Origin of the sequence: Chryseobacterium metallicongregator (assembly GCF_031324065.1) — a bacterium.
GTDB classification, from domain to species: Bacteria; Bacteroidota; Bacteroidia; order Flavobacteriales; family Weeksellaceae; genus Chryseobacterium; species Chryseobacterium metallicongregator.
Map to the genome: position 1 here is coordinate 309,205 of NZ_JAVIXS010000006.1, position 26,908 is coordinate 336,112.

30 protein-coding genes and 1 riboswitch are annotated in these 26,908 nt (G+C 35.8%); of the genes, 18 read left to right on the forward strand and 12 right to left on the reverse strand.

Annotated elements, in window-relative coordinates; translation table 11 throughout:
- Positions 1–123 precede the first annotated feature (123 nt).
- Positions 124–301: riboswitch (cobalamin riboswitch) on the forward strand.
- 32 nt (positions 302–333) lie between these two features.
- A complete protein-coding gene (locus tag REB14_RS09995; protein ID WP_079242827.1) occupies positions 334–2,160 on the forward strand; it encodes a TonB-dependent receptor plug domain-containing protein in 1,827 nt (608 codons plus the stop codon).
- 19 nt (positions 2,161–2,179) lie between these two features.
- Positions 2,180–3,235 carry a DUF5074 domain-containing protein gene (locus REB14_RS10000; protein WP_079242826.1) on the forward strand — a complete coding sequence of 352 codons (1,056 nt, stop codon included), beginning with the start codon at positions 2,180–2,182 and terminating at the stop codon, positions 3,233–3,235.
- 154 nt (positions 3,236–3,389) lie between these two features.
- On the opposite strand, the gene REB14_RS10005 is transcribed toward REB14_RS10000, so the two are convergent.
- From REB14_RS10005 to gldB, 11 genes are all read right to left on the reverse strand, one after another.
- On the reverse strand, positions 3,390–4,808 hold the full coding sequence (locus REB14_RS10005) for a CCA tRNA nucleotidyltransferase (protein ID WP_079242825.1): 1,419 nt from the start codon (positions 4,806–4,808) through the stop codon (positions 3,390–3,392).
- Positions 4,809–4,845: 37 nt separating this feature from the next.
- Positions 4,846–5,190, reverse strand: a complete 345-nt coding sequence (locus tag REB14_RS10010) for a nuclear transport factor 2 family protein (RefSeq protein ID WP_079242824.1) — start codon at positions 5,188–5,190, stop codon at positions 4,846–4,848.
- A 107-nt stretch (positions 5,191–5,297) separates the two neighbouring features.
- Complete coding sequence (locus tag REB14_RS10015) at positions 5,298–5,846, reverse strand: L-threonylcarbamoyladenylate synthase (RefSeq protein WP_079242823.1); 549 nt, start codon at positions 5,844–5,846, stop codon at positions 5,298–5,300.
- Positions 5,847–6,539: 693 nt separating this feature from the next.
- The gene (locus REB14_RS10020) at positions 6,540–6,902 is read right to left on the reverse strand and encodes a hypothetical protein (RefSeq protein WP_309522087.1); all 363 of its coding nucleotides are present in this window, start codon (positions 6,900–6,902) and stop codon (positions 6,540–6,542) included.
- 74 nt (positions 6,903–6,976) lie between these two features.
- The gene (locus REB14_RS10025; RefSeq protein WP_079242821.1) at positions 6,977–7,489 is read right to left on the reverse strand and encodes a DinB family protein; all 513 of its coding nucleotides are present in this window, start codon (positions 7,487–7,489) and stop codon (positions 6,977–6,979) included.
- A 95-nt stretch (positions 7,490–7,584) separates the two neighbouring features.
- Entirely contained in the window at positions 7,585–8,031 is a 447-nt protein-coding gene (locus REB14_RS10030; protein ID WP_079242820.1) for a GNAT family N-acetyltransferase, read from the reverse strand.
- Positions 8,032–8,098: 67 nt separating this feature from the next.
- The gene (locus REB14_RS10035) at positions 8,099–9,238 is read right to left on the reverse strand and encodes a cystathionine gamma-synthase (RefSeq protein WP_079242819.1); all 1,140 of its coding nucleotides are present in this window, start codon (positions 9,236–9,238) and stop codon (positions 8,099–8,101) included.
- A gap of 128 nt (positions 9,239–9,366) precedes the next feature.
- Positions 9,367–9,690, reverse strand: a complete 324-nt coding sequence (gldC, locus tag REB14_RS10040) for a gliding motility protein GldC (RefSeq protein WP_034695059.1) — start codon at positions 9,688–9,690, stop codon at positions 9,367–9,369.
- A 31-nt stretch (positions 9,691–9,721) separates the two neighbouring features.
- Positions 9,722–11,923, reverse strand: coding sequence for a thioredoxin-like domain-containing protein (locus REB14_RS10045; protein WP_309522088.1), 2,202 nt, complete (start codon positions 11,921–11,923; stop codon positions 9,722–9,724).
- A gap of 6 nt (positions 11,924–11,929) precedes the next feature.
- On the reverse strand, positions 11,930–12,832 hold the full coding sequence (locus REB14_RS10050; protein ID WP_079242817.1) for an ABC transporter ATP-binding protein: 903 nt from the start codon (positions 12,830–12,832) through the stop codon (positions 11,930–11,932).
- 77 nt (positions 12,833–12,909) lie between these two features.
- Positions 12,910–13,896 carry a gliding motility lipoprotein GldB gene (gene gldB / locus REB14_RS10055; RefSeq protein ID WP_309522089.1) on the reverse strand — a complete coding sequence of 329 codons (987 nt, stop codon included), beginning with the start codon at positions 13,894–13,896 and terminating at the stop codon, positions 12,910–12,912.
- Positions 13,897–13,948: 52 nt separating this feature from the next.
- Here gldB and REB14_RS10060 point away from each other — a divergent pair, with 52 nt between their 5' ends.
- The 8 genes from REB14_RS10060 (at position 13,949) to REB14_RS10095 (ending at position 18,377) form a co-directional block, all read left to right on the forward strand.
- Positions 13,949–14,587: a leucine-rich repeat domain-containing protein gene (locus REB14_RS10060; RefSeq protein ID WP_079242815.1), complete on the forward strand. Its 639-nt coding sequence runs from the start codon at positions 13,949–13,951 to the stop codon at positions 14,585–14,587.
- 12 nt (positions 14,588–14,599) lie between these two features.
- On the forward strand, positions 14,600–15,130 hold the full coding sequence (locus tag REB14_RS10065) for a GNAT family N-acetyltransferase (protein ID WP_238594286.1): 531 nt from the start codon (positions 14,600–14,602) through the stop codon (positions 15,128–15,130).
- Positions 15,127–15,660: a GNAT family N-acetyltransferase gene (locus REB14_RS10070; protein WP_309522090.1), complete on the forward strand. Its 534-nt coding sequence runs from the start codon at positions 15,127–15,129 to the stop codon at positions 15,658–15,660. Before REB14_RS10065 ends, REB14_RS10070 begins: the two co-directional genes overlap by 4 nt.
- Positions 15,661–15,673: 13 nt before the next feature.
- A complete protein-coding gene (nadE, locus tag REB14_RS10075; RefSeq protein WP_079242813.1) occupies positions 15,674–16,465 on the forward strand; it encodes an NAD(+) synthase in 792 nt (263 codons plus the stop codon).
- Between the two features lie 25 nt (positions 16,466–16,490).
- The gene (locus REB14_RS10080) at positions 16,491–16,994 is read left to right on the forward strand and encodes a ribonuclease domain-containing protein (protein ID WP_309522091.1); all 504 of its coding nucleotides are present in this window, start codon (positions 16,491–16,493) and stop codon (positions 16,992–16,994) included.
- Positions 16,995–17,060: 66 nt separating this feature from the next.
- Positions 17,061–17,369 (forward strand): GIY-YIG nuclease family protein, encoded by a 309-nt coding sequence (locus REB14_RS10085; protein ID WP_309522092.1) that lies wholly within the window; start codon positions 17,061–17,063, stop codon positions 17,367–17,369.
- 73 nt (positions 17,370–17,442) lie between these two features.
- Positions 17,443–18,066, forward strand: a complete 624-nt coding sequence (locus REB14_RS10090; protein ID WP_309522093.1) for a Zn-dependent protease — start codon at positions 17,443–17,445, stop codon at positions 18,064–18,066.
- Positions 18,063–18,377, forward strand: coding sequence for a barstar family protein (locus REB14_RS10095; RefSeq protein ID WP_309522094.1), 315 nt, complete (start codon positions 18,063–18,065; stop codon positions 18,375–18,377). The genes REB14_RS10090 and REB14_RS10095 overlap by 4 nt, the downstream gene beginning before the upstream one ends.
- A 50-nt stretch (positions 18,378–18,427) precedes the next feature.
- Here REB14_RS10095 and REB14_RS10100 read toward each other — a convergent pair whose 3' ends face one another.
- The gene (locus REB14_RS10100; protein WP_209788078.1) at positions 18,428–18,910 is read right to left on the reverse strand and encodes a cytidine deaminase; all 483 of its coding nucleotides are present in this window, start codon (positions 18,908–18,910) and stop codon (positions 18,428–18,430) included.
- 100 nt (positions 18,911–19,010) lie between these two features.
- Between REB14_RS10100 and namA the strand changes: the two genes are divergently transcribed.
- The 8 genes from namA (at position 19,011) to REB14_RS10140 (ending at position 26,881) form a co-directional block, all read left to right on the forward strand.
- Positions 19,011–20,063 (forward strand): NADPH dehydrogenase NamA, encoded by a 1,053-nt coding sequence (gene namA / locus REB14_RS10105; RefSeq protein ID WP_309522095.1) that lies wholly within the window; start codon positions 19,011–19,013, stop codon positions 20,061–20,063.
- Between the two features lie 31 nt (positions 20,064–20,094).
- Positions 20,095–20,361: a DUF2752 domain-containing protein gene (locus REB14_RS10110; RefSeq protein ID WP_309522096.1), complete on the forward strand. Its 267-nt coding sequence runs from the start codon at positions 20,095–20,097 to the stop codon at positions 20,359–20,361.
- Between the two features lie 292 nt (positions 20,362–20,653).
- Complete coding sequence (tssD, locus tag REB14_RS10115) at positions 20,654–21,058, forward strand: type VI secretion system tube protein TssD (protein ID WP_034695070.1); 405 nt, start codon at positions 20,654–20,656, stop codon at positions 21,056–21,058.
- A 147-nt stretch (positions 21,059–21,205) separates the two neighbouring features.
- Positions 21,206–23,137: a type VI secretion system Vgr family protein gene (locus REB14_RS10120; RefSeq protein WP_309522097.1), complete on the forward strand. Its 1,932-nt coding sequence runs from the start codon at positions 21,206–21,208 to the stop codon at positions 23,135–23,137.
- Between the two features lies 1 nt (position 23,138).
- Positions 23,139–23,309, forward strand: a complete 171-nt coding sequence (locus REB14_RS10125) for a hypothetical protein (protein ID WP_156106421.1) — start codon at positions 23,139–23,141, stop codon at positions 23,307–23,309.
- A 61-nt stretch (positions 23,310–23,370) separates the two neighbouring features.
- Complete coding sequence (locus REB14_RS10130; protein WP_309522098.1) at positions 23,371–24,345, forward strand: DUF2931 family protein; 975 nt, start codon at positions 23,371–23,373, stop codon at positions 24,343–24,345.
- A 34-nt stretch (positions 24,346–24,379) separates the two neighbouring features.
- On the forward strand, positions 24,380–25,795 hold the full coding sequence (locus tag REB14_RS10135) for a phospholipase effector Tle1 domain-containing protein (protein WP_309522099.1): 1,416 nt from the start codon (positions 24,380–24,382) through the stop codon (positions 25,793–25,795).
- 42 nt (positions 25,796–25,837) lie between these two features.
- Positions 25,838–26,881 (forward strand): hypothetical protein, encoded by a 1,044-nt coding sequence (locus REB14_RS10140; protein ID WP_309522100.1) that lies wholly within the window; start codon positions 25,838–25,840, stop codon positions 26,879–26,881.
- The last annotated feature ends 27 nt before the right edge of the window (positions 26,882–26,908 follow it).

Consider the following 26,908-nt stretch of genomic DNA (forward strand, 5'->3'; position numbering starts at 1 on the left):
AGTAAAGTAGTGGGATGAATGGCTGTTTTCAATATTGAAAGCGGCCGTTCTTTTTTGTTATAGATCAAAAAAGATAATGTTTTTAAGGAAAAGCCTGATTTTTGGCAAATACATATAAAAAACTATCTTTGCAAAAATTTTGGTTTCCAGTATTTTGGAATGAAAAGGGAATCGGGTGTAACTCCCGGACTGTCCCCGCAACTGTAAATCGCAACTCAAGTTTCTGCAAAAAGCCACTGTTTAATAACGGGAAGGAGCAGAATGCGAAAGTCAGGAGACCTGCCGGAATTATAATTAAAAAACATATTGCTTTCGGAGGAAAAGTAAAAAAGTATGGATATAAAAAGATCTTTAGTACTGCTTTTTTCATCGTATGGCTGTTTTCTTTTTGGACAAGAGAAGGCCATCGATACTGTTTATGTCTTCGACAATCAGATGAATAGGGTGAAACTTTTTCATCCCGTAAAAATAATTTCAGCAGAAGATGCTGAGAAAAACTCCAGTAATCTTTCTGAACTTCTGAGATTTCAGTCACAGGTTTTTATCAAAGAAAATGGCCGTGGTGCTGTTTCTTCACCTTCTTTCAGGGGAACTACTGCTCAGCAGACTGCTTTTGTATGGAATGGAATTAATATCAATTCCAATTTTCTGGGACAGGGAGATATCAATAATATTGCCTTGTTCGGATATGATCAGATTGGTGTAAAGGCTGGAGGAGGAAGTGTAATATACGGAAGTGGTGCTATTGGAGGAAGTATTCACCTGAATAATACGCTTGACTTTAATAAAGGTTTCCATGGTTCTTTATTTTCTGAAGTCGCTTCTTTTAATACTTATAATAATTTTATAAAAGGATCTTACAGCAATGATAGATTCAGTTTCAAAGCCTCCGGAAATTATTCTGTAAGTGAAAATGATTATAAAGTAAGTGACCTGAACTATATCAACAGAAACGGGAGTTATTACAATACAACATTTAATGTAGGAGCATCCTATAAAATTACAAACGATCATAAAGTTTCTTGGCAGAGCCAGTTTTTTGATTCTTCACAGCGTTTTCCCGTGTATGAAGAAACGGGAACAAAAACGAAATATAAAACTCAAAGTGTAAGAAGCCTTCTTTCCTGGGACTGGAACAAAACAAAGTTCAGTAATTCCCTTAAAGCAGCTTATACAGAAGAGAATTTTCAATTTTTCGGTTCGTTAAATCAACCTAAATCAAGTGGAGGAACCGGGAAAAATTATATCTTTAAAAATGATTTTAATTATTTCCTGAATTCAAAGTGGAATTTTAATATCATCGGAGAGTTTCAGGTTAATAAAGGAGAGGGATATCAAAACGGAATATCCAGCGTCAGCAGAAATATGGGTTCTGTTTCAGGATTATTAAGATATTTTGCAACCAAAAACCTTCGTTTTGAGGGTGGATTCAAGAAAGATTTTGTGGAAGATATAAATTCTCCGTTGATGTACTCATTCTCAGGGAAATGGAATGCTGCAAAATGGTATGATGTAAGCTTTAATGTGTCAAAAAATTTCAGATTTCCGTCCTTCAATGATGTTTATTATGAACCGGGAGGAAATAAAGATCTAAGACCGGAAACTTCTACTCAGTTAGATATGACGAATGAGTTCAAAGTGGGAGATTTTAAACTTACTTTATCTCCATACTATATGAATGTGACAGATCTTATTGTCTGGCTTCCGACTGCTTTAGGGTACTGGCAGGCATACAATGTGAATAAATCTGAATCTTACGGATTGGAATCTCAACTGTCTTTTAGTAAACAGCTGGGGAACCATAAAATCCGTGCGAATGCAGGGTATTATTATGCAAAATCTATTGATAAAGAAACGAAGATGCAGAGACCTTACGTTCCTATGCACAGAGGCGCAGCCAATATAGATTACGAATATGGTTTCTTTAAATTTTTTGCCCAAGGACAGGTGAATGGTGTTACCTACACTACAAGTGACGAAAAAAGATCAGATGCCATAGATCCTTATTTTCTTTTAAATATGGGTGTTTCTGCAACTTTAGCAAAAAAATATACCTTAGGATTCAAAGTGAATAATCTAACGAATACATACTACAAAACAGTTTCTTTCTATCCTTTGCCCAAAAGAAACTATAGTGTGTATGCCGCAATAAATTTTTAAAAATTAAAATTGAGTAAATATGAAAATAACTAAACTTTTAACTGTATTATTTGCAGTAGTGTTATTGTTTAACATTTCTTCATGTACAAGCAGTTCTGATGAAATTGAAGTTTCTCCGATCACTTATCAGAACGGATATTTTATCTCTAATGAAGGAAACTATAACAGTCAGGGAGCTAAGGTAACATTTGTGACAAGAAATTTAAGCCTGAAGCAAGACGATGTATATGGTTATAACAACAACAAAGAGATTCTGGGTGATGTTCTTCAGACTATTGGTCTTAACGAAAACAAAGCTTATCTTGTATTGAATAACTCTAATAAAATTGTTGTAGTAGACCGTTATACATTTAAGAAATTAGGGGTAATTACGGCTCAGCTAGATAATCCAAGAGGAATTACTTTTGCTAACAACTTCATCTATGTTGCAAATACCAACTTTACTGCGAATACAAAGAGCGTTACAAAATATAAAGCTTCTGACTATTCATTTGTAAGTAAAATTAATATGACTGAAGTTTCTGATAAAACAGTAGAGGCAGGTGGAAATGTTTTCGTACAGAATGCTTCATCAGGGTATGGAAATAAGATTACTTATATCAATACTTCTAATGATGCTAAAACTGAAATTACAGTTCCAAATGGTCAGATCGGAAATACGGTATCATACAAATCTAATGTTTATACAATTTCTTCAACAGCTACAGATTCTTATATCTATAAAATTTCAAGTACCGGAGTTATTACACCAGTAATTACGCTAACAGGAATTCCTAGTGCTACAAATCTTCAGATAGATAACGATAAAATCTACTTCAGCTCTGCAAATAAAGTATATACAACGAGTTTAGCTATACCTGCAATTCCTGCAACTCCATTATTAACAGCTGCAGATGGTGGCCCTTACTTTACACTATACGGATTTAATGTTATTGATGGAAGGATTTTTGCATCAGACGTTAAGCAGTTCACACAGGATAGTGAAATGGTAGTATATTCAGCAGTTACAGGTGCTCAGATCAGTTCTTTTAAAACAGGAGGTATCGGTACTAATGGAACATTCCTGAACCCGTAATACTTTACAACATATAAAAAATAATTTTTTATTTTTTCATCATTTGTGTTTTTTTCCGGCCGGTTTCGAAGAAACCGGCCGGCTTTGTTTCCTTAGGAAACAAAAAACCGGCGGGATGGAACATCCCGCCGGTTTTTATTTTATATCAATTGAATTATAGGGTTAAACCTAATTTTTCAGCTTCTGCGATCACAAATTTTGTAGCTTCCTCTTTTTCATTAGGAATTTCACCTTCAAGAATAGCTTCTTTCACTTTTTCTTTTAGGATTCCGATTTCACGGCCTGGCTTAAGGTTAAACATTACCATAATCTCTTCACCGGTAATTGGGGGTTGAAAGTTTCTTACCTGATCTTTTTCTTCCACTTCTTTGATCTTTACCGCTACATATTCAAAGTTTCTTTTGAATTTCTCCTGTTTCTTAGAGTTTTTAGTGGTAATGTCTGCCTTGCAAAGAGTGAAAAGATCTTCAAGATTTTCTCCGGCATCAAATAAAAGTCTTCTCAATGCAGAATCTGAAGCATCATCCGTGATCAGCGCGATAGGTCTTGATGAAAGTTTCACCATCTTCTGAACATATTTCATGTCACTTCCCAAAGGCAGTTTTAATCTTTGGAAAAGTGTTTTTACCATTTTTGAACCCAAAAATTCATGTCCGTGAAATGTCCATCCTGTTCCTTCTACAAACTTTTTTGTTGGAGCCTTTCCAATATCATGGAGAAGGGCAGACCAACGAAGCCAAAGATTGTCAGTATTCACAGAAATATTGTCTACAACTTCTAAAGTATGATAAAAATTATCTTTGTGAGTTTGTCCCTCCACTTCTTCCACTCCTTTCAGTTCTATCAGTTCAGGAATAATCAGCTTCATAAGGCCGGTTTGCTCCATCAGCCTCAGTCCGATAGACGGTTTTTCAGAAAGCATGATTTTATTGAATTCTACCATGATTCTTTCCATAGAGACAATCTTAATTCTTTCTGCTTCCTGCTGGATTGCTTTCAAAGAATTTTCCTCAATTTTAAAATTTAAAGTTGAAGCAAAACGCACCGCTCTCATCATTCTCAATGGATCATCAGAATAAGTTTGTGCAGGTTCTAACGGTGTTCTTAAAATTCCTTTTTCAAGATCTTCGATTCCATTGAACGGATCAATAAGCTCTCCGAAATTATCTTTATTTAAAGATATAGCCATCGCGTTGATGGTAAAATCTCTTCTTTTCTGGTCATCTTCCAGACTTCCGCCTTCCACTTCCGGCTTTCGGCTGTTTTCTGTATAGCTTTCCTTTCTTGCTCCCACAAATTCAAGCTCAAGTTCTTTATACTTGATCATCGCTGTTCCATACGTTTTGAATATGGAAACTTTTAATTTAGGATCTATATCCTGAGCTACATTTTGAGCAAGCTCAATACCACTTTGCTCCGTTACAAAGTCGATATCCGTAGACGCTTTTCTGTTCATCAGAAGGTCCCGTACATAACCGCCCACAATATATACGGACTGGTTATTCCTTTCTGCTGCTTCAGAAATGATTTTAAATAGTTTTAAATTCTTATTTTGATTAAGATTAATTTTCATCGTTAATAATAGTGACAATTTCTACGTATGTTCCCCATTAGTCATAATGAGCATACATTTTACTAATTTTTCCGTCTTCATTAAAAAACATGACTTCAACAGCATGTTTATCCATAATCGACTTATAAAATAATGCTACTGAATCTACTCCTGCTGTGGAACGTACTAGATCAAAATGAAGGTCCGGAAACTTATCCAATGCCTTTCTCCAATATTCACGAACGGCCTCTTTTCCTTTTAAAGAGCTTTCTTTACCGCCAGTAGCCAGTGCGATCATTGGAGTTGTAATCTCAATATCATCCGAATAATGGGAAAGTATATTCTCTAAATCATGAGAATTCCACGCATTGATCCATATTTGAGCAAATTCGTGATGATTCATAACAAATAGTTTATGAGTTGAGTTTGCAAAGATAGAATTAAAAAAAAGAAATCCTGCCGATATGAACTGACAAGACTCTAAAAAATAAACATAAAAGTTCAGAATTCTTATTCCCTGAGAATTTTTATTCTGTTGTCATTCCATATTTTGATTACGGATGAGCCTGAGTATTTTGAAACCTTTTCTCTGTCTTCCTCCACAGCGTAATCTACAAGGCTGATCATCTCTTCAGAAATATCAGAGAATTTTAGCGGACTTTTTTCACCACTGAAATTGGCAGAAGTAGATACTAAAGGTTTGTTCAGTTTTGTAATCAGTTTTTTACAGAAATCATTTTTTACCAATCGGATTCCGATGCTTCCATCTTCTGCAAGAAGTTCTTTAGGCAAACCTCTTGGGTTTTCATAAACGATTGTTACCGGTTTTTCGCTAAGATCAATAATTTCCCAGGCCATTTCAGGAACATCTACCAATTCCTGAAGTCTTTTCTCAGACTCCACAAGGATGATCATGGATTTATTTTTTTCGCGCTTTTTGATGTCAAAAATTTTATTGACTGCTTCTATATTGGTAGCATCACAACCAATTCCCCAGATGGTATCTGTAGGATAAAGGATTGTTCCGCCAGACTTTAATATTTCGATAATATGTTCCATAATTGTATATGAGTTCAAAGAGGGGATAAAGGTAGAAAATATAAGAATTTTAGGCAAATGATGAATATGTAAATGCTCAATTTATAAAGATTATAATCCGTGAAAGAAAGAATTAAAATAAGTTGTACGTTTAACAGGTTCAATATAGTCTGATCTAAGTATTTTTTTTAAATCCATTTTGGTTAGATATTTCGAAAATAATACTGGGAAATTTGATTTTGATCCTTCTTTAATGAAAGTATAAAGAATAGCATTCTCTTTAAAAAATACAATGGTTGTCTGCTCATAATTTTTACCCAAGCTGTAAATGTCAGCTGGTTCATTAAGAAAAATCAGATTCCCAGAAATTTTTGAAATTCTGTAATGATGTTTTTTCCCATACTCAATGATTCTCTTTTTTGCTTCTTCTTTATGAATAGTAAATGGAATTTGCTTTAAATGCTTCTCTGTAAATTTACAGTATAATACATATAAGCTAAAGATCAATAAACATATAAGGATAAAATATTCTAAGTTGTTATTAAAAGAAAAAGCTAAATTTTAAAAAAAAAGCAATGTAGCCACTGCTAATACTGAAAATCCAAAATAGATTGAGATAGTATCAAACTTGTCATATGAGCTTTCTTCAAAAACTAATTTTTTAGATTGAATACTCTCGGTGATCTTTAAGTTTTTTAGTGATCTCATTGGAAATTATGATGATATTTTATTACTGGTGAATTTTGATTTTATAATTAAATAAAACGAACCAATGATTAAAAATAGTGTAGAAGTGATCCATAGAAAATAACCTGGTTCCAGACTGTATATTTTTCCCATTCTTCCATTTTCTGCAACTAAAATTTCATTCCAGAAAAAAAATGATCCTGCAATTAAAAAAGCAATTGTAGCCAATATCAAAGAGGTTGAGAAATTTTTTTTATAGCAGAATATCACTGAAATAAAGAACCAGATATTAGCAGTCCATATCAGAAATTCAAATAGACCTCCGCCTAAAAAACTAATCGGACCTATAAGGAATGCTTCAAATGATTTATAATCTTTAATTTCTCCCATATCTCCAACTTTAAAAGCTGTAAAACAAAGAGAGAGTACAAAAATTAACAGGCTGATGAGAGTAATCCGTTTCCTTACATCCATCCCAATTTCGATAAATACCTTTCCTCAATAATATTCAGGTGGTGATAATTATGTCCCACGATCAGTTTTCCGATGGTTTCTACAGAAATTTCATGGCCATTGGCTGTACCTGTATTCTGTAAAGCAGAAGGTTGAAGGGTTTCTAATAGAATCTGAGAAGATTTTCTTACCAGCTTGTATTCTTCCAGAAGGGATTCGATGGTTCTTTCACTTGCAAAAGATCGGTTTGCATATTCATCTTCGTCGAAGCCCGGAAGATTGTTTTTCTCTCCTCTGGCAAAAGCTAATATTCTGTACTGGAAAACTCTTTCTGTATCAGATAAGTGGAGGAGAAGACCTTTCAAAGTCCATTTTCCTTCTGCATAAGCGAAATTAGACTGTTCTTCAGTAAGGTTGGAATAAATTCCGATGGTTTTGTCTGCTGATATCTGCAGTTCGTTGATCCAGTTTCCAGATGGAATCTGATCTAAATATCTTTGGATGTATTTTTGAAATTCGGTCATATCATTTTTTTGTTTTTGGAGTACGGTTTTTCTAGTTTCTAGATTTTGAGATTCGGAATGGTGAATGGAATGTATAAATTACTTATTACCCATTGCTAATGATTAGTCCACTCGTAGAAATTCACAGAGTCATACAGCTCAAAGCCACAGGCTGGATAGAGTTGATTTCCGATATCATTGCTTTTTCCTGTTTCTAAAAGAATACCACAAGCTTTTGATGAACGGCAGAGTTCTTTGGATTGTTCGATCAGTGCTTTAGAATAACCTTTTCCTCTATGGTTTTCATTAACATACAGATCGTTCAGCAGCCAGTAACGTTGCATTCTTGTAGATGAAAAAATAGGATATAATTGTACGAAACCTGTCAATAAACCACTTTCTTCCGCAACAAAAATTTCAGAATCTTTGTTTTCTAGTCTTTCAGAAAGAAAATTTGTTGCTGCAGGAACATCCGATGTTTTATGATAAAATATCCTGTACTGATCAAATAATTCTGCGAGTTGTGGCAGGTCGGAAATAACTGCTTTTCTTGTATTTTTCATAGGTAATTTCACGATTATAAAAAAATGAGAAAGATTAGATAATCCTTCTCATTTTTTGTATGGTTTATTAAGAAAAAGCTTTCTCTAAATCTGCAATAAGATCTTCAGCATCTTCAATACCTACGCTTAAACGAACAAGGTCATCTGTGATTCCTAATTCAGCACGTTTTTCTGCCGGAATTGAAGCGTGTGTCATCAGAGCAGGGTGGTTAGCCAGAGATTCAACTCCTCCTAAAGATTCTGCAAGGGTGAATACTCTTACTTTCTCTAAGAATTTAATTGCATCTTCTTTCTTTCCGGATTTGAAAGTGAAAGAAACCATTCCTCCGGATTCCTTCATCTGAGATTTTGCCAATTCATACTGTGGGTGAGATTCCAATCCTGGATAAATTACTTTATCTACTGCTGGATGAGTCTCCAAATATTTTGCTACTGCAAGACCATTGTCTGAATGTCTCTGCATTCTTAATGCAAGTGTTTTGATTCCTCTCAATACAAGGTAAGAATCATGAGGTCCTAAAATACCCCCACTTGCAAACTGAATGAAGTGAAGTTTATCTCCCAGTTCAGCATCTTTAGCAATAAGCGCTCCGGCAATCACATCAGAGTGTCCGCCTAAATACTTGGTTGCAGAGTGCATTACGATGTCAGCTCCAAGATCAATAGGTCTCTGGATATAAGGAGTTGCAAAAGTATTGTCTACTGCTACAAGAATATCTTTCCCTTTAGCAATGTCTACAACAGCTTTGATATCAACTAACTTCATCAATGGGTTAGTTGGTGTTTCTACCCAGATCAGCTTGGTTTTATCTGTGATAACACCAGCAATTTTAGAAACATCATCAAAATTCACAAACGTGAACTTCAGCTGATATTTTTCGAAAAGTCTTGTAAACATTCTGTAAGTACCTCCGTAAAGATCATCTACAGCAATCACTTCATCACCTGGATTTAATAATTTCAAAACACAGTCGATAGCAGCAAGACCAGAACCGAAAGCTAAACCTCTCGCTCCGTTTTCAATACTTGCCAAAGAATCTTCCAATGCTTGTCTTGTAGGGTTGGCAGCTCTTGAATATTCATATCCGGAATGTACTCCCGGGCTTTTCTGTGCAAATGTAGAGGTCAAAAATACAGGTACATTTACAGAACCTGTTGCAGACTCGTGGTGCTGCCCTCCGTGAATTACTTTTGTATTAAAATTCATAATTTTTTGCTTTAGGCTTGAACATTAAGCATATTCGTTTATGTTCATTGTTTTTTATTAAAATTTGCTCTAGCTGAGTACAAAAAGCTTACCGCTTACTGCCTGCAGCTTACCGCAATTATATTTTTTTACTTAATAGCAGATTTTACCGCAAATTCTTCTGCGATTTCTTCCATCCACTGTGCCACATCCTCTTCACCTGTCGCTCTCTGGTATGTGCTTCCTAAAGATATTAAAATCTGGTGGATAAACATCTTCATTTGATCTACCGGCATTTCTTTGGTCCAAAGATCAATTCTTAACGCTTCTCTTGTTTTATCATCCCAAACAGAAATCATAGTAGCTTTGGTATCTTGTTTGTCAATACCTCCATCCTGAGCGTTCCATGTAATGTTTTCCGGTACGTGATTTTCATCAAGCTCTACATCTATCGTAATCTGAGTCTTTCTCATAACTTTCTTTTGTTTCTAATTTCGTGCAAAGTTAATACTTCTTCAGCTTATCCAAGGCTTCTACAAAATTATCTTCATCAGGAAATGGACTATTAAAGTTAAATATTTTACCTTCAGGATCTATAATGATAAATCTTGGTATAGATTGTATTTTATATCTATTCATGAACTGCTCAGCATTTACAAGCCAGAACTGCGGGATACTTGATGTTTTTGTTTTTAAATAATTGGTCCATTTAGACTGTTCTTCATCCAAACTGATAGAAATAAACTGGATATTATCATAATATCTGTACTGATAACTTCTTGACTCAAATACAGGGCGAATCTGCTTGCAGGGCCCACACCAGGTAGCCCAAAAATCTATTACCACATATTTTCCCTTATATTTTGAAAGTTTTTGGGTAATCCCTTTGTCATTAAGAAGAGTAATATCCGGAAAAACGGACCCCTTTTGAGATCTGTTAATCTCATCAAGTTTTGTGTAAAGAGCTTTTTTATAATCACCATTCGATATCTTACCGATTTCACTATCAAAAAGTTTATTTCTTGTGATACTATCCGTTTGTAACTCTATAGATTTTGTTAAATGTTTTGACAATAGCTGATCTTTAGAGAGTCCTTTTGGCATTTGGTCAATTTTTACAAAAAGAATACTGTCCGGATTGGAAACCTGTTCTTTATCAGATAATAGATGATCCAGTTTATATTGCAGATAATTATCATTCTTACTTAAAAGCTGACCCGGTTTCTGGATATTTTCATTAAGTTCTTTCAGGAAAGAAGCAGGTGGAGCAAACCTGGAGTCTGTCAAAGAAGTCATTTTCCTATAATTATTGATCTCATTAAGATATTGAATTGCCATCAGTTGTCTTCTGTACTGTTTGTAGTCCTCTGAAAGAGCATTGTTTCCGGCATCGGCAAACACATTGAGGATTCTTTTGTTTTCTTTCCAATCAGATTCAGCCACATCATAAAATTTAACCGGATCATTAGTATAATTCTGCTTTTCCAGCGCATACTGGAATTCATATCCAAAAGAATTTTCATTGTTCTTATACACCTGATCAGCTTTTCTGTTAGACTGCACATAGGATAGTAGGTTGGTTGTATTCAGTTTAATATCAAAATTGAACCAATCACCATTTGCCATGATGAAATTGATTTTTTTATTTCCGATTTCCAGAATATATTCGTCTAAAGGAAGGATTTGTGTGGTCAACCAGCTGAATGTATTATTTTTAACGATGGCTGCTCCAATTTTTTTGTGGAAATCTTTAGAATAAATTCTTACAGAATCTATTTTGAGGTCCGTTTCCAATTTTCCTTTAATAACGACTCCCGTTCCATCGCTGTGATAAGGTTTGGGTTTTTGGAAAATATAAAGAAGTCCGGAGCCAATAATCAAGGCTGCCAATGAAATGAATATCTGTTTTTTATTTTTCAGGAATGCATTTTTAAAACCTTTCTTACTGTACCAGAAATACCCAAGAATAAAAAAGATGATCATCCAGAAAAGACTCATGTATTCAGAATGAGAAATAAAACTGTTCAGGTTTTTTATTTCGGGCGCATTCCAAAAAGTATACAACGAGCTATAAGGATTGAAAAAATAAGCCTGCTTCTGTACAAGGGAAGTAATATTGGACGCCAGTCCCAGAGATCCTATGAGAAATGACCAGATAAATCCCTGGAAAGCAACTGAAACACAAAGCTGAAGAGCAGCAATTCCTAAAATGGTAACAAGGATTCTGATAAAGGTTTTCACCATCCAGACAATGTCAAAAGTCATGAGCTTGGCAGGATCAGGATGTATATAATAGTCTGCCAGAGCTAAAATGATATTAAATCCAAAATAAGAAACGATGCATAAAAAGCTTAAAAATAATAAGATAATGTATTTTGATGTGTATAATTGAAGCCTGCTTACCGGTTGTGTTTCCATCAGCTGCCAACCGTTATTTTTATGATCAGTTTGTGCTATTCTGTTAGCGGCGATGATTACGAATAACAGTAAAATAAAAAAGGTAAAATACTTAATGGCTTCTCCACCAATTGCATCTTCAAATATCGAATACTTTAGTGTTCCTTCTATGACAAGGCTCTTCTTAAAAAATCCCGGAATAAAGTTAACAAGTGGGATTAAAGCTCCCAAAATAATGGCAATATAGGTTAATCCTAATCCTTTTGTTTTTAGCCATTCTGTGCCGATGGCTGTCATTAATTTTTTCATCCGTATTTAATTTTTTGTGATTTCCATAAACCAGTCTTCAAGACCTGCATTATTTTTAATTTCAAAAATCTCAGCATTATTCAGAACCAGCTTTTTGATAAGGCTTGCAATATTTTCTTTCGATTCTGCAGTGATTTCTATGGTATGATCATTAATGATTTCAGGAGAATAGCTTTCCGGAATTTCAGTTATAAACTGAGAAGCGTTATGGATTCCTATTCTGATATGGTTGTATCTGTAAAGTTCATTGAGATCCTGTATACTCCCTGTAAAACGGATCTCACCATGAGAAATAATAGCCAGATGTGTAATCATTTTTTCAACTTCCTGAAGCAAATGACTTGAAATAAAAATTGTGACTCCATCCTCTTGGTTGAGTTTGATCAATAATTCCCGCATTTCCAGCATTCCGTTAGGATCCAGCCCGTTTACAGGCTCATCAAGAATTAGAAGATCCGGATTTCCCAGCAAAGTCATGGCAATTGAGAGTCTTTGCTTCATTCCCAGGGAATATTTCTTCATTTTCATTTTTCTGCTGTCCCAAAGACCAACCAGATGTAAAACCCGTTCGCATTCAGACTCAGGTAAATTTCGGAGTCTGGAAATAATAATAAGATTATCCCAACCTGAAAGGTGATCATAGAATGCTGCAGTATCAATGAGACTACCGATTTTCTGGAATCCTTCAGGATACAGATTGGATAAGTCTTTGTCAAAAATACGGATGGCATTGTTGTCATCAGGAATGCTGCCGATAAGCATTTTCATGGTAGTAGATTTGCCGGCTCCATTGGCTCCTAGAAAACCAAAAATACTTCCTTTCGGAACCGAAAGATCAATATTCTTCAGGATAAGTTTATCACGGGTAAATCCGTAATTTAAATTTCGAATACTAATTAAATTTTCCATATGTATTTGATTTGTGTTGAAAATAAAAAAGACCCTTTGTTTTGTACAAAAGGTCTTATATAGGTATGTGATGTTATCTATTTCGTTACAGTAGGTTTATAACCAGATTGATTAAAAATGGTAGTGGCGTCCATTTTCAGGAAATCTGTTAACTTTGTTTCAGGCTTTTCTTTAAAATATGCCTTACAGATCTGCCATCCTGTAAAAATTCCGATTTGTGGTGAAGATTCGTTGTCGATCTCTGTATAAAATTTCGAGAATGGTCCAGGAGAAATAAAACGTTCTCCCAACCTTGGATCATCTCCGAAGATCAGATTACTTTCTACAAAATAGTTCCAGATATTCGCTTCATTATTTGTTGCCCATTCATATTGTTTCTGAGTATAATTCATTTTCAGATAATCAGGCGTATCCGGAAGAAAAGCATCCTGAAGAATCATTACTTTTCCGTTCAGAATAATCTGATCAATAAATTTCTGGTGATCAGGAGATTCCGTAACAATGTTTTCAGCAAAAAGCTGCGATACTTTTGGAACAATATTTTGTGGGTTCATCGACTTCTGGAAATACAGTTCCAAGCCTTTATAATTAGGATTTCCATCTCCCATAAAACCGGTGACATCTATAAATAACAGATTGCCTTTCTGGTCATAGAATATCGGATCCTGAACCATCTGTAAGGCAGATGAAAACAGATATACTTTTGGGGTTTTAAACTGTGGGAAGTAATATTTGATATGTGAAAATAAACTCTGAAGTTCCTTTTGAAGCTTTGCCTGATCTATTTTCCCAATCGCTTCCTTATAGATTTTTATTTCTTCAGTATCTGCTCTTCTTTTTCCAAAATCGGCATCAGAAACACTGCCCTGAAACCAGGGAAATTGAGCTTTAAACTGATCCAATGGAATATTCGGATTATAGAATTCTTTGGAAATATCCGTGATGTCAACTTTTTCGGCAGTTTGTTTAACTTCTACCTTCCATTGATTTTCAGGTTCTTTTTTGCAGGAAATAAGTCCGGCAGCTAAAAGAGAAGAAAGTGCAATATATCTAAAAATCTTCATTATTTTTACATAGAATTTAAGTTGACAAAAATAAGGATTAAATACACAATTCATGATGAAAATTAAAATATTTACAGTTATCTTTATTATTTTGGGACTTTCTTTTTTCTTTGGACAAAAGCTTGAGTTTAAAGACAAAAATTTTGAAAAAGTAGTACTGGGAAATTTTGATCTGAATAAAAACGGAATACTTGAATCCCAGGAAGCCGGAATGGTTACCAATCTCTTCCTTGTTCAGAAAGGAATTACTTCCACAGAAGACCTGCACCTTTTCAAAAATGTGAAAATGATTGTTCTGGATGATAATGTGATTTCCAATATCGTGGTAAATAATATGGATCAGCTTGAACTGTTTTCGTGCACAGGATGCAAAATCTCTTCATTCAAAACGGAAAATCTTAAAAACCTAACCTCATTATATCTGGATAATAATCTGCTGGAAAGTATTTCGCTGTCAGGAATTCCAAAAATTGATCAATTAACATTATCTTTAAATCAATTAAAAACAATAGACTTGACTCAGTTTAAAAGATTAAGAAAACTGAACTTAGAACATAATAAACTTCAAAAAATTGATATTTCCGGTAATCCTTTCTTACAAACCTTAAATGTAGCTGGGAATACAATAAAAGACTCGGATATCAAAAAAGGAACAAAAACAGAGGCGACCATTTTTGGAGTTGGAGAATAAAAACTAATGATTATGAAAATAGAAACAGAACGACTGATTTTAAGAAAACTCGAAGATCAAGATTTTGAACGTATATTTCTGCTGGATTCCAATCCTGAAGTCATGAAATATATTGGCGTTCCGGTTTTGACAGATGTTAATGAATCAAAAAATGTTATCAGTATGATTCAGAAGCAGTATGAGGAAAATGGAGTTGGAAGGCTTGGAGTAGTGGAAAAAGAAAGCGGACTTTTGATAGGATGGAGCGGATTAAAATTATTGACTCATGAAACGAATGGTTACAAAAATGTATTGGAACTGGGGTATCGTTTCCTTCCGGAATCATGGGGAAAAGGATATGCTGTAGAATCAGGAAAAGCTTCTCTGAATTATGGCTTTAATGATTTAAATGCAGAAGCTATTTATGCCTATGCACATTCTGAACATGATGCCTCCAATCATATTTTAAGAAAATTAGGATTTGAAAAAACCGGTGAGTTTGAAGAACCGGACGGAATTTGCTTCTGGTATGAGCTGAAGCGTGAAAAATACAGTAAAAAATGATAACAATACGACAGGAAGAAAAAAAAGATCATCAACAGGTCTTTCAGCTTACGGAAGAAGCTTTCAGGGAAATGGAACACAGTGATCATCAGGAACAGTTTCTGGTAGAAAAGTTGAGAAAATCTGAAGCCTTTGTTCCGGAATTATCGTTGGTTGCAGAAGTTGAAACCGGAGAAATTACCGGACATATTCTGTTTACAAAAATTACTATTGAAGGTGATGGACAATCTTTTCCATCGCTTGCATTAGCGCCTGTTTCCGTAAAGCCTGAATTTCAGAATAAGGGAGTCGGAGCCAAACTTATTCTTGAAGGACATCGTATAGCAAAAGAACTGGGATATGAATCTGTAATTCTTCTCGGACATGAAAGTTATTATCCGCGCTTTGGTTACAAAAAAACAAGTAATTTTGGGGTTTCTTTTCCATTCGATATTCCGGAAGAAAACGGAATGGCTGTAGAATTGGTAAAAGATGGATTAAAAAATAAAAAAGGAGTGGTGAAATACTCTCAGGAATTTGGAATAGACTAAAAAAAGATAAACGATGCAGACACAAAAAGTGATAGATCATATTGTAAGCTGGTTAAAAGATTATGCAGCAAAAGCAAGAGTAAATGGATATGTAATTGGGGTTTCCGGAGGAGTAGATTCCGGGGTAGTTTCTACACTGGCAGCAATGACCGGGCTGAAAACATTACTGATAGAAATGCCCATCCGTCAGAAAGCAGATCAGGTAGGTCGTGCTCTGGATCATATGAATGACCTTAAAGCCAGATTCTCTAATGTAGAAATCATGTCAGTAGATTTGACACCTGCTTTTGAGGAACTTTACAAAACTTTTGATGTAAATGATGACCTTTACCCTAATGAAAAATTAGCTTTTGCCAATACAAGAGCCCGTCTGAGAATGCTTACTCTGTATTATTACGGACAGCTGAACGGACTTCTGGTTTGCGGAACAGGAAATAAAGTGGAGGATTTCGGGATTGGTTTTTATACAAAATATGGTGACGGAGGAGTAGATGTTTCTCCGATTGCAGACCTTTATAAAACAGAGGTATATGAACTAGCCAAAGGACTTAATTTAATCAAAAGTATTCAGGAAGCCATTCCTACGGATGGACTTTGGGATGTAGACAGAACAGATGAGCAGCAGATTGGAGCTACTTATCCGGAACTGGAAAAAATACAGAAAGAATACGGAACTAAAACTGCTGATGACTATGAAGGCAGAGATAAGGAAGTATTCTTAATCTTCGACAGAATGCATAAAGCTGCGAAACATAAAATGGATCCTATTCCGGTTTGTGATATTCCTGAAGAGTGGAGAGCTTAAAATAGTGTTACATTAAATAATAGCTATGAACGGTAAAATAAGATCTGTTTTTTTTATATGTCTGGGGCTTCTTTTCGGAATGTCTGTGATGTACGTCTACAGGAACTTTATTGAAGATAAAAAAGATCAGTCAGGTTCTGCAAAAAAAGAAACGGTGAGTTATGGAAGTACTTCTCCGGAGGGGAATTCATCTGCTCAGATTTCTATAGATGAGCTTACAGAAGAGAAAACGGTAATCAGCTATGTAAAGCAAAATCATAAGCTTCCGGATTATTATATCACTAAAAATGAAGCAAGAAAACAGGGCTGGAATCCTTCTAAAGGAAATCTTTGCGATGTACTTCCCGGAAAAGCTATTGGTGGTGATAAATTCGGAAACAGGGAAGGACGTTTGCCGGATGGAGAACGATACTTTGAAGCAGATGTAAACTATCATTGTGGTGGAAGAAATGCTGATCGTATTATCTATACTCAAAATGGCGATGTATACCTTACGAAAAACCATTATAAAAGTTTTGAAAAGCAGTAGGTTGTAATAAGAAATAGTCATTGCGAGGAACAACGTGACGAAGCAATCTCAAAAAAATAATCACAGGTGAAAGCGGATTTTGTCTACATTATGACGAATAAAAATCACACTACTCTTTATACAGGAGTTACTTCAAATCTGCCAAAACGTGTTCAACAGCATAAAGAGTCCTGTTATTCTCAAAGTTTTACCTCAAGATATAATTTATATATTTTGGTGTATTGGGAAGCTTTTCAGGAAATAGGTGATGCTATATGTAGAGAAAAACAAATAAAAGCAGGTTCCAGACAAAAGAAACTGGATTTGATCAATAGTATGAATTCTGATTGGAAAGATCTTGCAGACGATGTTGAAAATATTATGGATGTTTTCTGAAATTGCTTCGTCACGTTGTTCCTCGCAATGACAGGAAGTATAATTTGTATTGTAATTATTATAAATCTTAATTTTGAAAAATTATAGCTTTTTTTACCTTCCCATTCTTTTGATTCTGACATACTCATGTTCAGAAAAGAAAGATACAATAAAGGAAAAGGTAGAAAAACCAGACATAACAATCCTCATACAGCCGTTTAAAGATATTAAACCGGAAACTGTAGCAAAAGTGACTGAAGGAATAAAAAACGTATATCCAAACGTAAAAGTTCTGGCAGCGATAGACTTTCCTGAAAATACTTATTATAAAGAGAGAAACCGGTATAGAGCCGATTCAATTATTAAATTTTTGAATAAAGAAACAAAAGAAGGCTTTGTTACCATTGGTCTTACAGCAAAGGATATCAGTGCTACAAGAGGAAAGATAAAAGATTTCGGAATCATGGGGTTGGGGTATAGGCCAGGAAAAGCTTGCGTAGCTTCAAATTTCAGACTGAGCAAAGAAAACCGGGATGAGCAGTTTTATAAAATTGCCATTCATGAGCTGGGACATACACAAGGGTTGCCACATTGCCCGGAAAAAATGTGTTTTATGAGAGATGCAGAAGGTAAGAATCCAACCAATGAAGAAACGGATTTCTGCAAAAAATGCAAAACTTTTTTAATTAATAAAAATTGGAAATTTAATTCAATATGAAGACAGTATATATAGATTTTACAGACATAGGTGACTATGAAGATTTTTACACCCAGCTAAAGGAGAAAATCCAGCTTCCTGAGCAGTTTGGTGATAATCTTGATGCACTTTTTGATACCATTACCGGTGATCTGGAAATGCCACTCCATTTAGAATTCGTTAACATGACTGTAGATCAGCTTGAGATTTTTGAAGACTTGCTGACCACGCTGGAAGATGCGGAAGAAGAGGTTGAAGACTTCAGCTTTAGCTACTATCTTGAGCAGTATGAAGATGAAGACGATGAGGATGTAGAATCTGAAGAAGAATAATGAAAAAGCTGTTTCAACGTATGAAACAGCTTTTTTATTTTTTGTTACCCTTACAAAAATGTAGAATCAAAATAAAAAGGAAGCAGATCTTTTACTGCACTTACTTTTACAACCTCTTCATTCATACTTGAAAAATAAAGGTCGATATTCTCATTCTGCTTGGTCTCGTATTCAATCAGACTCTGACGGCATGCTCCACAAGGGGGAATCGGTGGGTTTTTTTCATGGAATTCTTTAGGTCCACCCACCACGAAGATCTTTTTTATTTTCACATCCGGAAAATTGGCTGCGACCCAAAAAAGAGTCGTTCTTTCTGCACAGAGTCCGGACGGATAAGCTGCATTCTCCTGGTTGTTTCCGGAATAAATTTCTCCGTTTTCCAATAAGACGGAACATCCTACCAAAAACTGTGAATAAGGTGCATAAGCGTTCTCACGAGCTTCTTTGGCTCTTTCAAATAATGTATTCTCTATATCGCTCAGTTCGCTGCTATTTTTAAAATATTCGTAACTGATCTGTATGTCTTTTTTCATATATTGTCAACTAAAAAAGGGGGGTAAAATTAGTTCTTTTTAATGAAGTGAGCAATATTTTATTCTCCTGGTAAAAAGTTCAATTTTTTTAAGACTAAAAATGTTATACACACCAATAAAATTCAGGAATATAGAGTTAAAAAACAGATGGGTCATGTCACCTATGTGTATGTACTCATGTGAAAACGGAGAAGCTAACGACTTCCATTTTGTACATTACGGAAGCAGATCGCAGGGCGGTACAGGTCTTTTGATGGTGGAAGCTACGGGGGTAGAACCCAAAGGACGAATTACCAATCACTGCATGGGAATCTGGAATGATGAACAGGCAGAGAAACTGCAAAGAATTGTAGAATTTGTACACGAAAATTCAGAAAGTAAAATAGGAATTCAGCTGGCTCATGCCGGAAGAAAAGGGTCAACATGGAATAATATACAGATTCCTGTGGAAGAAGGCTGGGAAACAGTTGCACCAAGCCCTATTCCTTATCATCCTACGGAAAGAATTCCGCATGTATTGAGTACAGATGAGGTAAAGGAAATTGTTCAGAATTTTAAAAAAGCAACCCGAAGAGCCGTAAAAGCTGGTTTTGATGTCATCGAAATTCATGGAGCTCACGGATATCTGATCCATCAGTTTTTGTCGCCGCTTTCCAATATCAGAACAGATGAATATGGAGGAAGCTTTGAAAACAGAATCAGATTTCTGATCGAAATTGTAGATGCTGTAAACGAAGAACTGGATGAAAATACAGCCCTTTTTGTAAGAATTTCAGGAACGGAATATGCAGAAAATGGCTGGGATATTCATAGCAGCGTAGAGCTGGCGAAAATTCTGAAAGAACATTCCGTAGATCTTGTAGATGTATCCAGTGGTGGAAATATTCATGGAGCGAAAATTTCAGTTTTCGATGGGTATCAGGTTCCTTTTTCTTCACAGGTAAGAAATGAGGCTGAAGTGAAGACAGGAGCAGTAGGTTTGATTACCAGTGTGGAACAGGCTGAAGAAATTCTTCAGAAAGGAGATGCTGACCTTATTTTTGTAGCAAGAGAAATTCTAAGAAATCCTTATATTGCTGTTCAGGGATCTTTTGAAATGAAAGAAGACTGCTTTTTCCCGCACCAGTATACCAGAGCCAAAATCTCTACTTAATGACCATAAATAATCTGTAAAAACGACAGAAATGGATATCAATGATTTTATGCTTACCTGTCCCAGTAAAAAATTCCTTGGGATAGAATGCCTGGGATGTGGTGCGCAGAGAGCAATCGTATTGGTATTTGAAGGAAAGTTTTCAGAAGCTTTTCAAATGTATCCGGCTGTATACACCTTATTGTTATTCTTTTTGATCCTTGGCGCGAGTTTCATCGATAAAAAAAGAAAATACGGGAATATTTTAATGATTTTAGTGATTGTTAATCTTATTATTATGGTAGTTGGGTATATATAAACATTCTTAACTATTAAATTATAAGAGTTTGGTTGTGAGTATCGTTTTGTGTTTTGGTCTTCTGCCTTGCATGGATTAATGGGAGTTTATGTAGAAAAATTTTAATATAAAATAAAATTTATTAGATTAAAATTCCTGTATTATTTTGTTGGATAGAATTTTAAAATGTCGTAGAACTACTACAATTTCTGAAACAGTGCCCTAAAAACTTTTTAAATTAGAACATGAACTCTATCTTTGTTATATAAATCCTATATCAGGGAAGAGTCGTTAATGATTAAAATTTAAGAATATGGCAGGAAATTCAAGAGGAATCTTAAAATTCAATGGAGGTGAAGGTCAGAAGTTGTTAAAGCTTAACTATAGCGTGTCAAGATCTACAGATGTTTCAGGACGTGTAGCATCTGACCCGTCAAACGCATTGATCAAAGTAACAATTGAAGCAACAGAAAAATCTGATGTGTTAGAAAGTTTATTAAACAGTAAATATAAACCAACAAGCGGAGAAATCAACTTTAATAAATCTCACGAAGAAGGAACATTAATCTCTTTGAAGTGGGAAAACGGATATGTAATTCAGCATGAAGTAGACTTCGATGCCATTGATAGCAATAATATGCTGATCAGCTTTGTAATAAGTGCTGAAAGCATTACCTATGGAAATTCATCTTATGACGGACTTTGGCCAATGAGCTAAGTCTTTCATGAGTAAGAAATAAAAGACTGTCCTTATAAGACGGTCTTTTTTTACCTAAGACTATATTCTGCAGGATCTTTTGTTTTTATTTTTAAACTCTCTTTCTGTTGAATAATCGTTTAGAAAACTAATCAAATCACTAAAAATATGTCAAATACACCTGGAAACTCACAAGCGACGTCTTTTCGTCCGACGCAGAATGCAGATGGAATTTCCGAAAACCATCACACAGGTATCAACCGTCTGGTAAAACTTTCTCTTGTCATAGAAGGGAAAATTATCAAGTACTATAAGCATTTCAAGCTTAAGCAAAGTACCAGACGACATCACGAATTTACGCTGACACTGGCACACGATACTCTGGGAGACAGACAGACCCATTCATTGGAAGAAGCCAATAAATTCCTTGGAAAAAGACTTACAGCCGTTATTTCCTATAAAGATATTGACAACAGTCCGGAGAGAACTTTTGTAGGAGTAATTACCGGAGTAGGATTCAGTCAGGAGCATATGAGCTTAGGAAATATTGTGCTTACAGGTTTCAGTCCTACCATCCTTCTTGACGGCGCACCGCATATTCAGAGCTTTGGAGGCAGCCAATCTGTTAATGTAGGAATTATTGCCGAAGAAGTGATCAAACAGGGAATTGATAAAAGCCGATTTGATGTCAGAGTAGATGCCAATAACTTCTCTCAGATTATCTATAGCAGCCAGTATGATGAAACACATTATAACTACCTGGCAAGGATGGCTGAAGCTTATGGTGAACAATTTTACTATGACGGTGAAGTTTTACATTTCGGAAAACTACCTGCTCAGAATAAACCTATTATTCTTACCTACGGAAGCAGCGCCAATGAAATAAAAGTTGAGCTGAAAGCGGTACACACCAAACCACAATTCTACGGTTACAACAGTAATAAAAATGAAAGGCTGACATCCGGTTCTACACCCATCAAGCATGTAAGTGACCTTGCGAAAACAGCATACAGTCATAACGAAACTATTTATAAGACTCCTGCTTTGCAGATGGCTCCCATCAAAGCTACTACCCACTTAGATGTGGAGTACTCTCAGAAAAGTGCATCCGGAAGTGAGGCGGTAAATGTTTTTTCTATTTCAGGAAATACAACGGTTCCTTTCCTGCACCCAGGTTGCGTAGCAGATGTCCAGATGCGTAAACAGGATTCCAATGAAACCTCGTATTTCACCAGAATCATGATTACTGAAGCAGAACATGAAATTGACACGATAGGTCATTACAATGGTAGCTTCGTAGGCATAGCGGCAGATACAGGGTTTCTTCCAAAACCGGAATATACCATTCCAAAGGCTGAACCACAGACTGCCACAGTAATTTCCAATACAGATCCTGAAGGACAGGGAAGAATACAGGTAAGATTTGACTGGCAGACCAATGATACCACTCACTTTATCCGTATGATGAGCCCTGATGCAGGAGGAACAGATCAGATTACCCAAAACCGTGGTTACGTAGCCATTCCGGAAGTTGGGGATCAGGTAATGGTTAATTTTGTACATAGCCACCCGGACAGACCTTTCGTAATGGGAGGAATGTTCCATGGAGGCATTGCTTTAGGAGGTGGCGTTAACAATCATCTGAAATCCATCCAGACCAGAAGCGGAATCAGGATTCTAATGAATGATGAAGAAGGAAGTGTAACGATACTTGACCCGAGTGGTAATACCTATTACATGGACGGACAGGGCAATATCAGCATGAAAGCACCTAAAAATTTTACTTTAAATGCTGGCGATAATATCAATATCACCGCAGGAAAAGAAATTTCAATAGGAGCTGGAGCAAGTATTACCAGTACCGCGAATGATAATATTGTTTCCATCGCAGGAAAAGATATGAAACTTACCGCTTCAGGAGACATCACGGAAGCTTCCGACACCAGAACGGAAATGATTGAAAAAGAATTCAAGAGACAGTCTGAAACATCGAACGAAATAGCTGGAGAAATTTCCATGTTCAGCGAACTGGAAAATATGACCATGCAAAGCGGAAAGATTGTAGAATTCAACAGTGCCGAAAAATCAAAACTTTTCTGATATGGCGATCATCAAAACAGCAACCAATCTGCGTATAACAGTCAAAGATTCTTATCATCTGAGCGTAGGAAAAAAGGTTGAAAAAATAGCAAAGAAAATCAATGTGGAAGCCCATAGAGATAACCTGGTTTTAGCAAGTAATAAGAAGATTATGTCCCATGGTCATAAGTAAGTATAACCTGCTGATTCTTTTAATAGGGTGTTTTTCATTAACGAATTGTCAGAATAAAAAAATGGAAGAAAAATACAATTGGCTGGGAACCGTTTCTGCCCCACAGGAATACCCGATGGAGGTATATGAAGGAGCTATTGTTGCCGATGATTTTACGTACGCTTTTGATGCCATCTGGGGAACACAGAATACAGGATGGGGAAAAGAAGGTGGTACCATGAATATAAACACCGAAAGAATGGATGCTCCCCATCAGCTGGAATTCACATGGTATTCTCTGGTAGAAAATAAATTCTACACCGGAAAATGGAATCTGGATAAAGAAAAGATAAAAAACCTTTTTGATGAAGGGTTTGTAGATCAGGATACGAAAAAGAAAGCTACTTACAACTCCTTTGTGGTAGGACTAGCTCCGCAGGGAAGAGTAGTGCTTTGGATGAAAGGTCCCGGAAACCAGAAAGAAATAGGTGCTTTTCAGGCTCATGATACCATTATTACCAAAGAAAAAGCATACGATAATGCTCAGTATATGTTGAAGGAAGGCTTTGCAGACAGAATGCTCAAGGATCCGTCTTATAAGACATTCAAGCCGGAAGTCCGTGAGAAAATTGAAAAAAAAGGTTATCCTGCAGCAGATATTTATACCATATACAGAGAAAAATACAACTGGAAACCTGTTGTGGTTCTTCCTGAAGGTGCCACATGGATTGATTTCGGTTTTACCAATTATAACGGAGAGCAGGAAAATCTTTTTGACCAAAGTTTAAAAGAGAATACTTACAAAAGCAGAGCTGTACCAAAATTCTGCGGTTTTTACTGGAAAGATAAAAACAACAACAGATATGCAGTATGGATAGACGCTTTTGATGATAAAGAAATATTTGATTTGTTTCAGAAATCAGGAAAAGACAAAAACATTGATCTGATTATTAAAGTCAACGAAGATAATACCAAAGTTTTAGTGTCTTTAGAATCTGAAAAAGAAAAACTGGCCGTTACCAAAGCAAAAATCAGGGTATCCCGAAAGATAGAATAATCGCATTCAATCAGTCAATTTAAAAACAAGAACTATGCACAACAATCAATTTGGAAGTTATACACCATCTGTATCCAAAGAGGAAGTACTGGATATTACCATTGGGATTTTTTTTGACGGAACCCTGAATAATAAAACCAATACAGACGAAAGAAAAAAAAGAACAGATGCCCATAAAAAACATGGCGGAAAAGCTGAAGACAACACCAGCTATAACAATGACTGGAGTAACGTAGCCCGCATGTGGGACAACTATGATAAAAACTTCGGCATTTATATAGAAGGTATCGGTACACAGGATAAGGAAGGCGATGCTACGTTGGGATATGCTTTCGGAACAGGAGAAACCGGAATCAGATCGAAAGTGAGAAAAGGCTGTGAAGAAATTGTAAAAAAGGTGAAAACCATTAAAGCTGAAAAGAAAGCCGATAAAATTGCTGTGCTTACTTTTGATGTATTCGGATTTAGCCGTGGAGCTGCAGCTGCCCGTAATTTTGTATACGAAATCGGAAAAGCAAAATATAGAGCCACTTCACGCACAGTTGCCAATGAAGCGGTGTCGGTGACAACGTATTCCGATGATGATGGAAAGGGTGTTGCTTCAGAAGAACTTCCAAAATGGGGACATTTAGGCCTTAAACTTGAAGAAGCAGGATTAAAAGTAGATGTGTTAAAAGTAAGATTCCTGGGAATTTACGATACTGTTTCTTCCTATTCAAAATACCTGTCGCCAGTACCTAATTTCAGCAATGACGTTGAAGAACTGAGCCTGAATGATATCGGAAAAGCACAGACCGTAGTTCACTTTACTGCAGAAGATGAACATAGGGAAAATTTTGACCTTACGAGAGTGCATATCGGAACTGAAAAAACATTCCCCGGGGTACACTGTGATGTAGGTGGAGCTTACGAAAACGGACAGGAAACTTGGGAAGAAGTGGAAACTTCATGGACTACCAGCACCAAATTAAAAGCATTAAAAACAGAGCTTGAAAATGAAGGTTGGTATCATAAAGATGAGCTCACCATTACCCCAGGATTCTATTTATCACTAAGAGGAACACGTAAGCTGCTGAAGACATACAGCTACATTCCTTTGCATTTTATGGCGGAATATGGGGTAGATAAAAATCTTCCTATTACCATAAAGAAACTGACAGACGATAAATATTCTATTTTGGATGATCAGTTTTTAATAGGAATAAAAGACCGTCTCAGAACTTACGTGATGGGAGATGGCAAGCCTTACTCTTTCAAACATTATAAAGCCCTGCGGGATGCCTACGGAGGAAACGAAATCCCGGAAAACCGTCAGACAGCTTATCAGAAAGAAGTAAAGGAACAGGATGATTTAAGAAAACTTCGCCATGAATACCTTCACTGGTCAGCAAGAAGAGAAGGTATTGGTATGGATCCAAGACCTAACAGAACAAGGGTTATTCATTTGTAATAAAATATCAAATAAAGAAAGCAATTGAAGCAGGAACATTTTATGCAGAAATATAACATACATACCGTTCAGAAAGATGAAACCTTAAAAAGTATAGCCTCACTGTACGGGATGGATAAAGATGCATTAAAACACTTCCATAATAACCATTGTGCTGTTAAGGATATGATTCTGATCAACCTTAACGGGCAGAAAGAACTTTTTGTTCCGAGAACTGCGGTTGCAGATAAAAATATTTTGGTAAAATTCGGAAGAGGAAACAGCCTTACCCTTCAGCCGGAAAATTCAGTGCGAAGATACAGCGTAGTTATTACCATTGAAAAAGGAGAAACTAAAAACGAACTAAAATATGAAACATCTGTTCGCTGGTTAAAAACAGATAAAGGAATTCATTTTTTTGAAATAGACAGAACATCCAATCTTTATCTTAATGAAGAAGAAGTGAATGAAATTGCAGACCTGCTGGCTTACAGAACTTCTAAGGTTTTATATCCTTTACAGATCAGTACAGATGAACACGGGAAATTTGAAGCCGTAGAAAATGCTGACGTATTTCTTAAAAGATGGACGGCTGTAAAAGATGAATTATACAAAGAATTTGAAGGCGAAACCGTAGACGAATACTGTGGAAAGATTGAAAAAGTAATCAGCCAGCCTGAAGCAATCAGTCTTTACCTTAAAAATGATTACTTCATCCGTGCCTTATTCTTTGGAATATACCAAAGCTTCGGAAAGGAATTTAAAACAGAGATGACAACAACTTTTCCTGTAGTGGACAATGCAATTGAACCCAGATATAAATTTACACTGGAAACAGATCCGCTGAAAGAAGAAACAGGTCTGATTACCATAGAAGGATCAGGAAAATTATATGAAGAAAGAAATATTGATGATTTTATAAGAAGATCACCTTTTTCATTGATTATAGAAGACAACCCTGTGATGAATGAAGAAGGAACTTTCAGACTCATAAGTTATCTGAAAGGAGAAACTTCACTTCCGGAATCTCTTTACCTGGAATGCAGTATCATGCTGCAGGAAGAAAAAAAGATTTCAGTATCAGTTTCAGGAATTGATGAAAACTAAATTACCATTTCACTAAAGATAAAATTA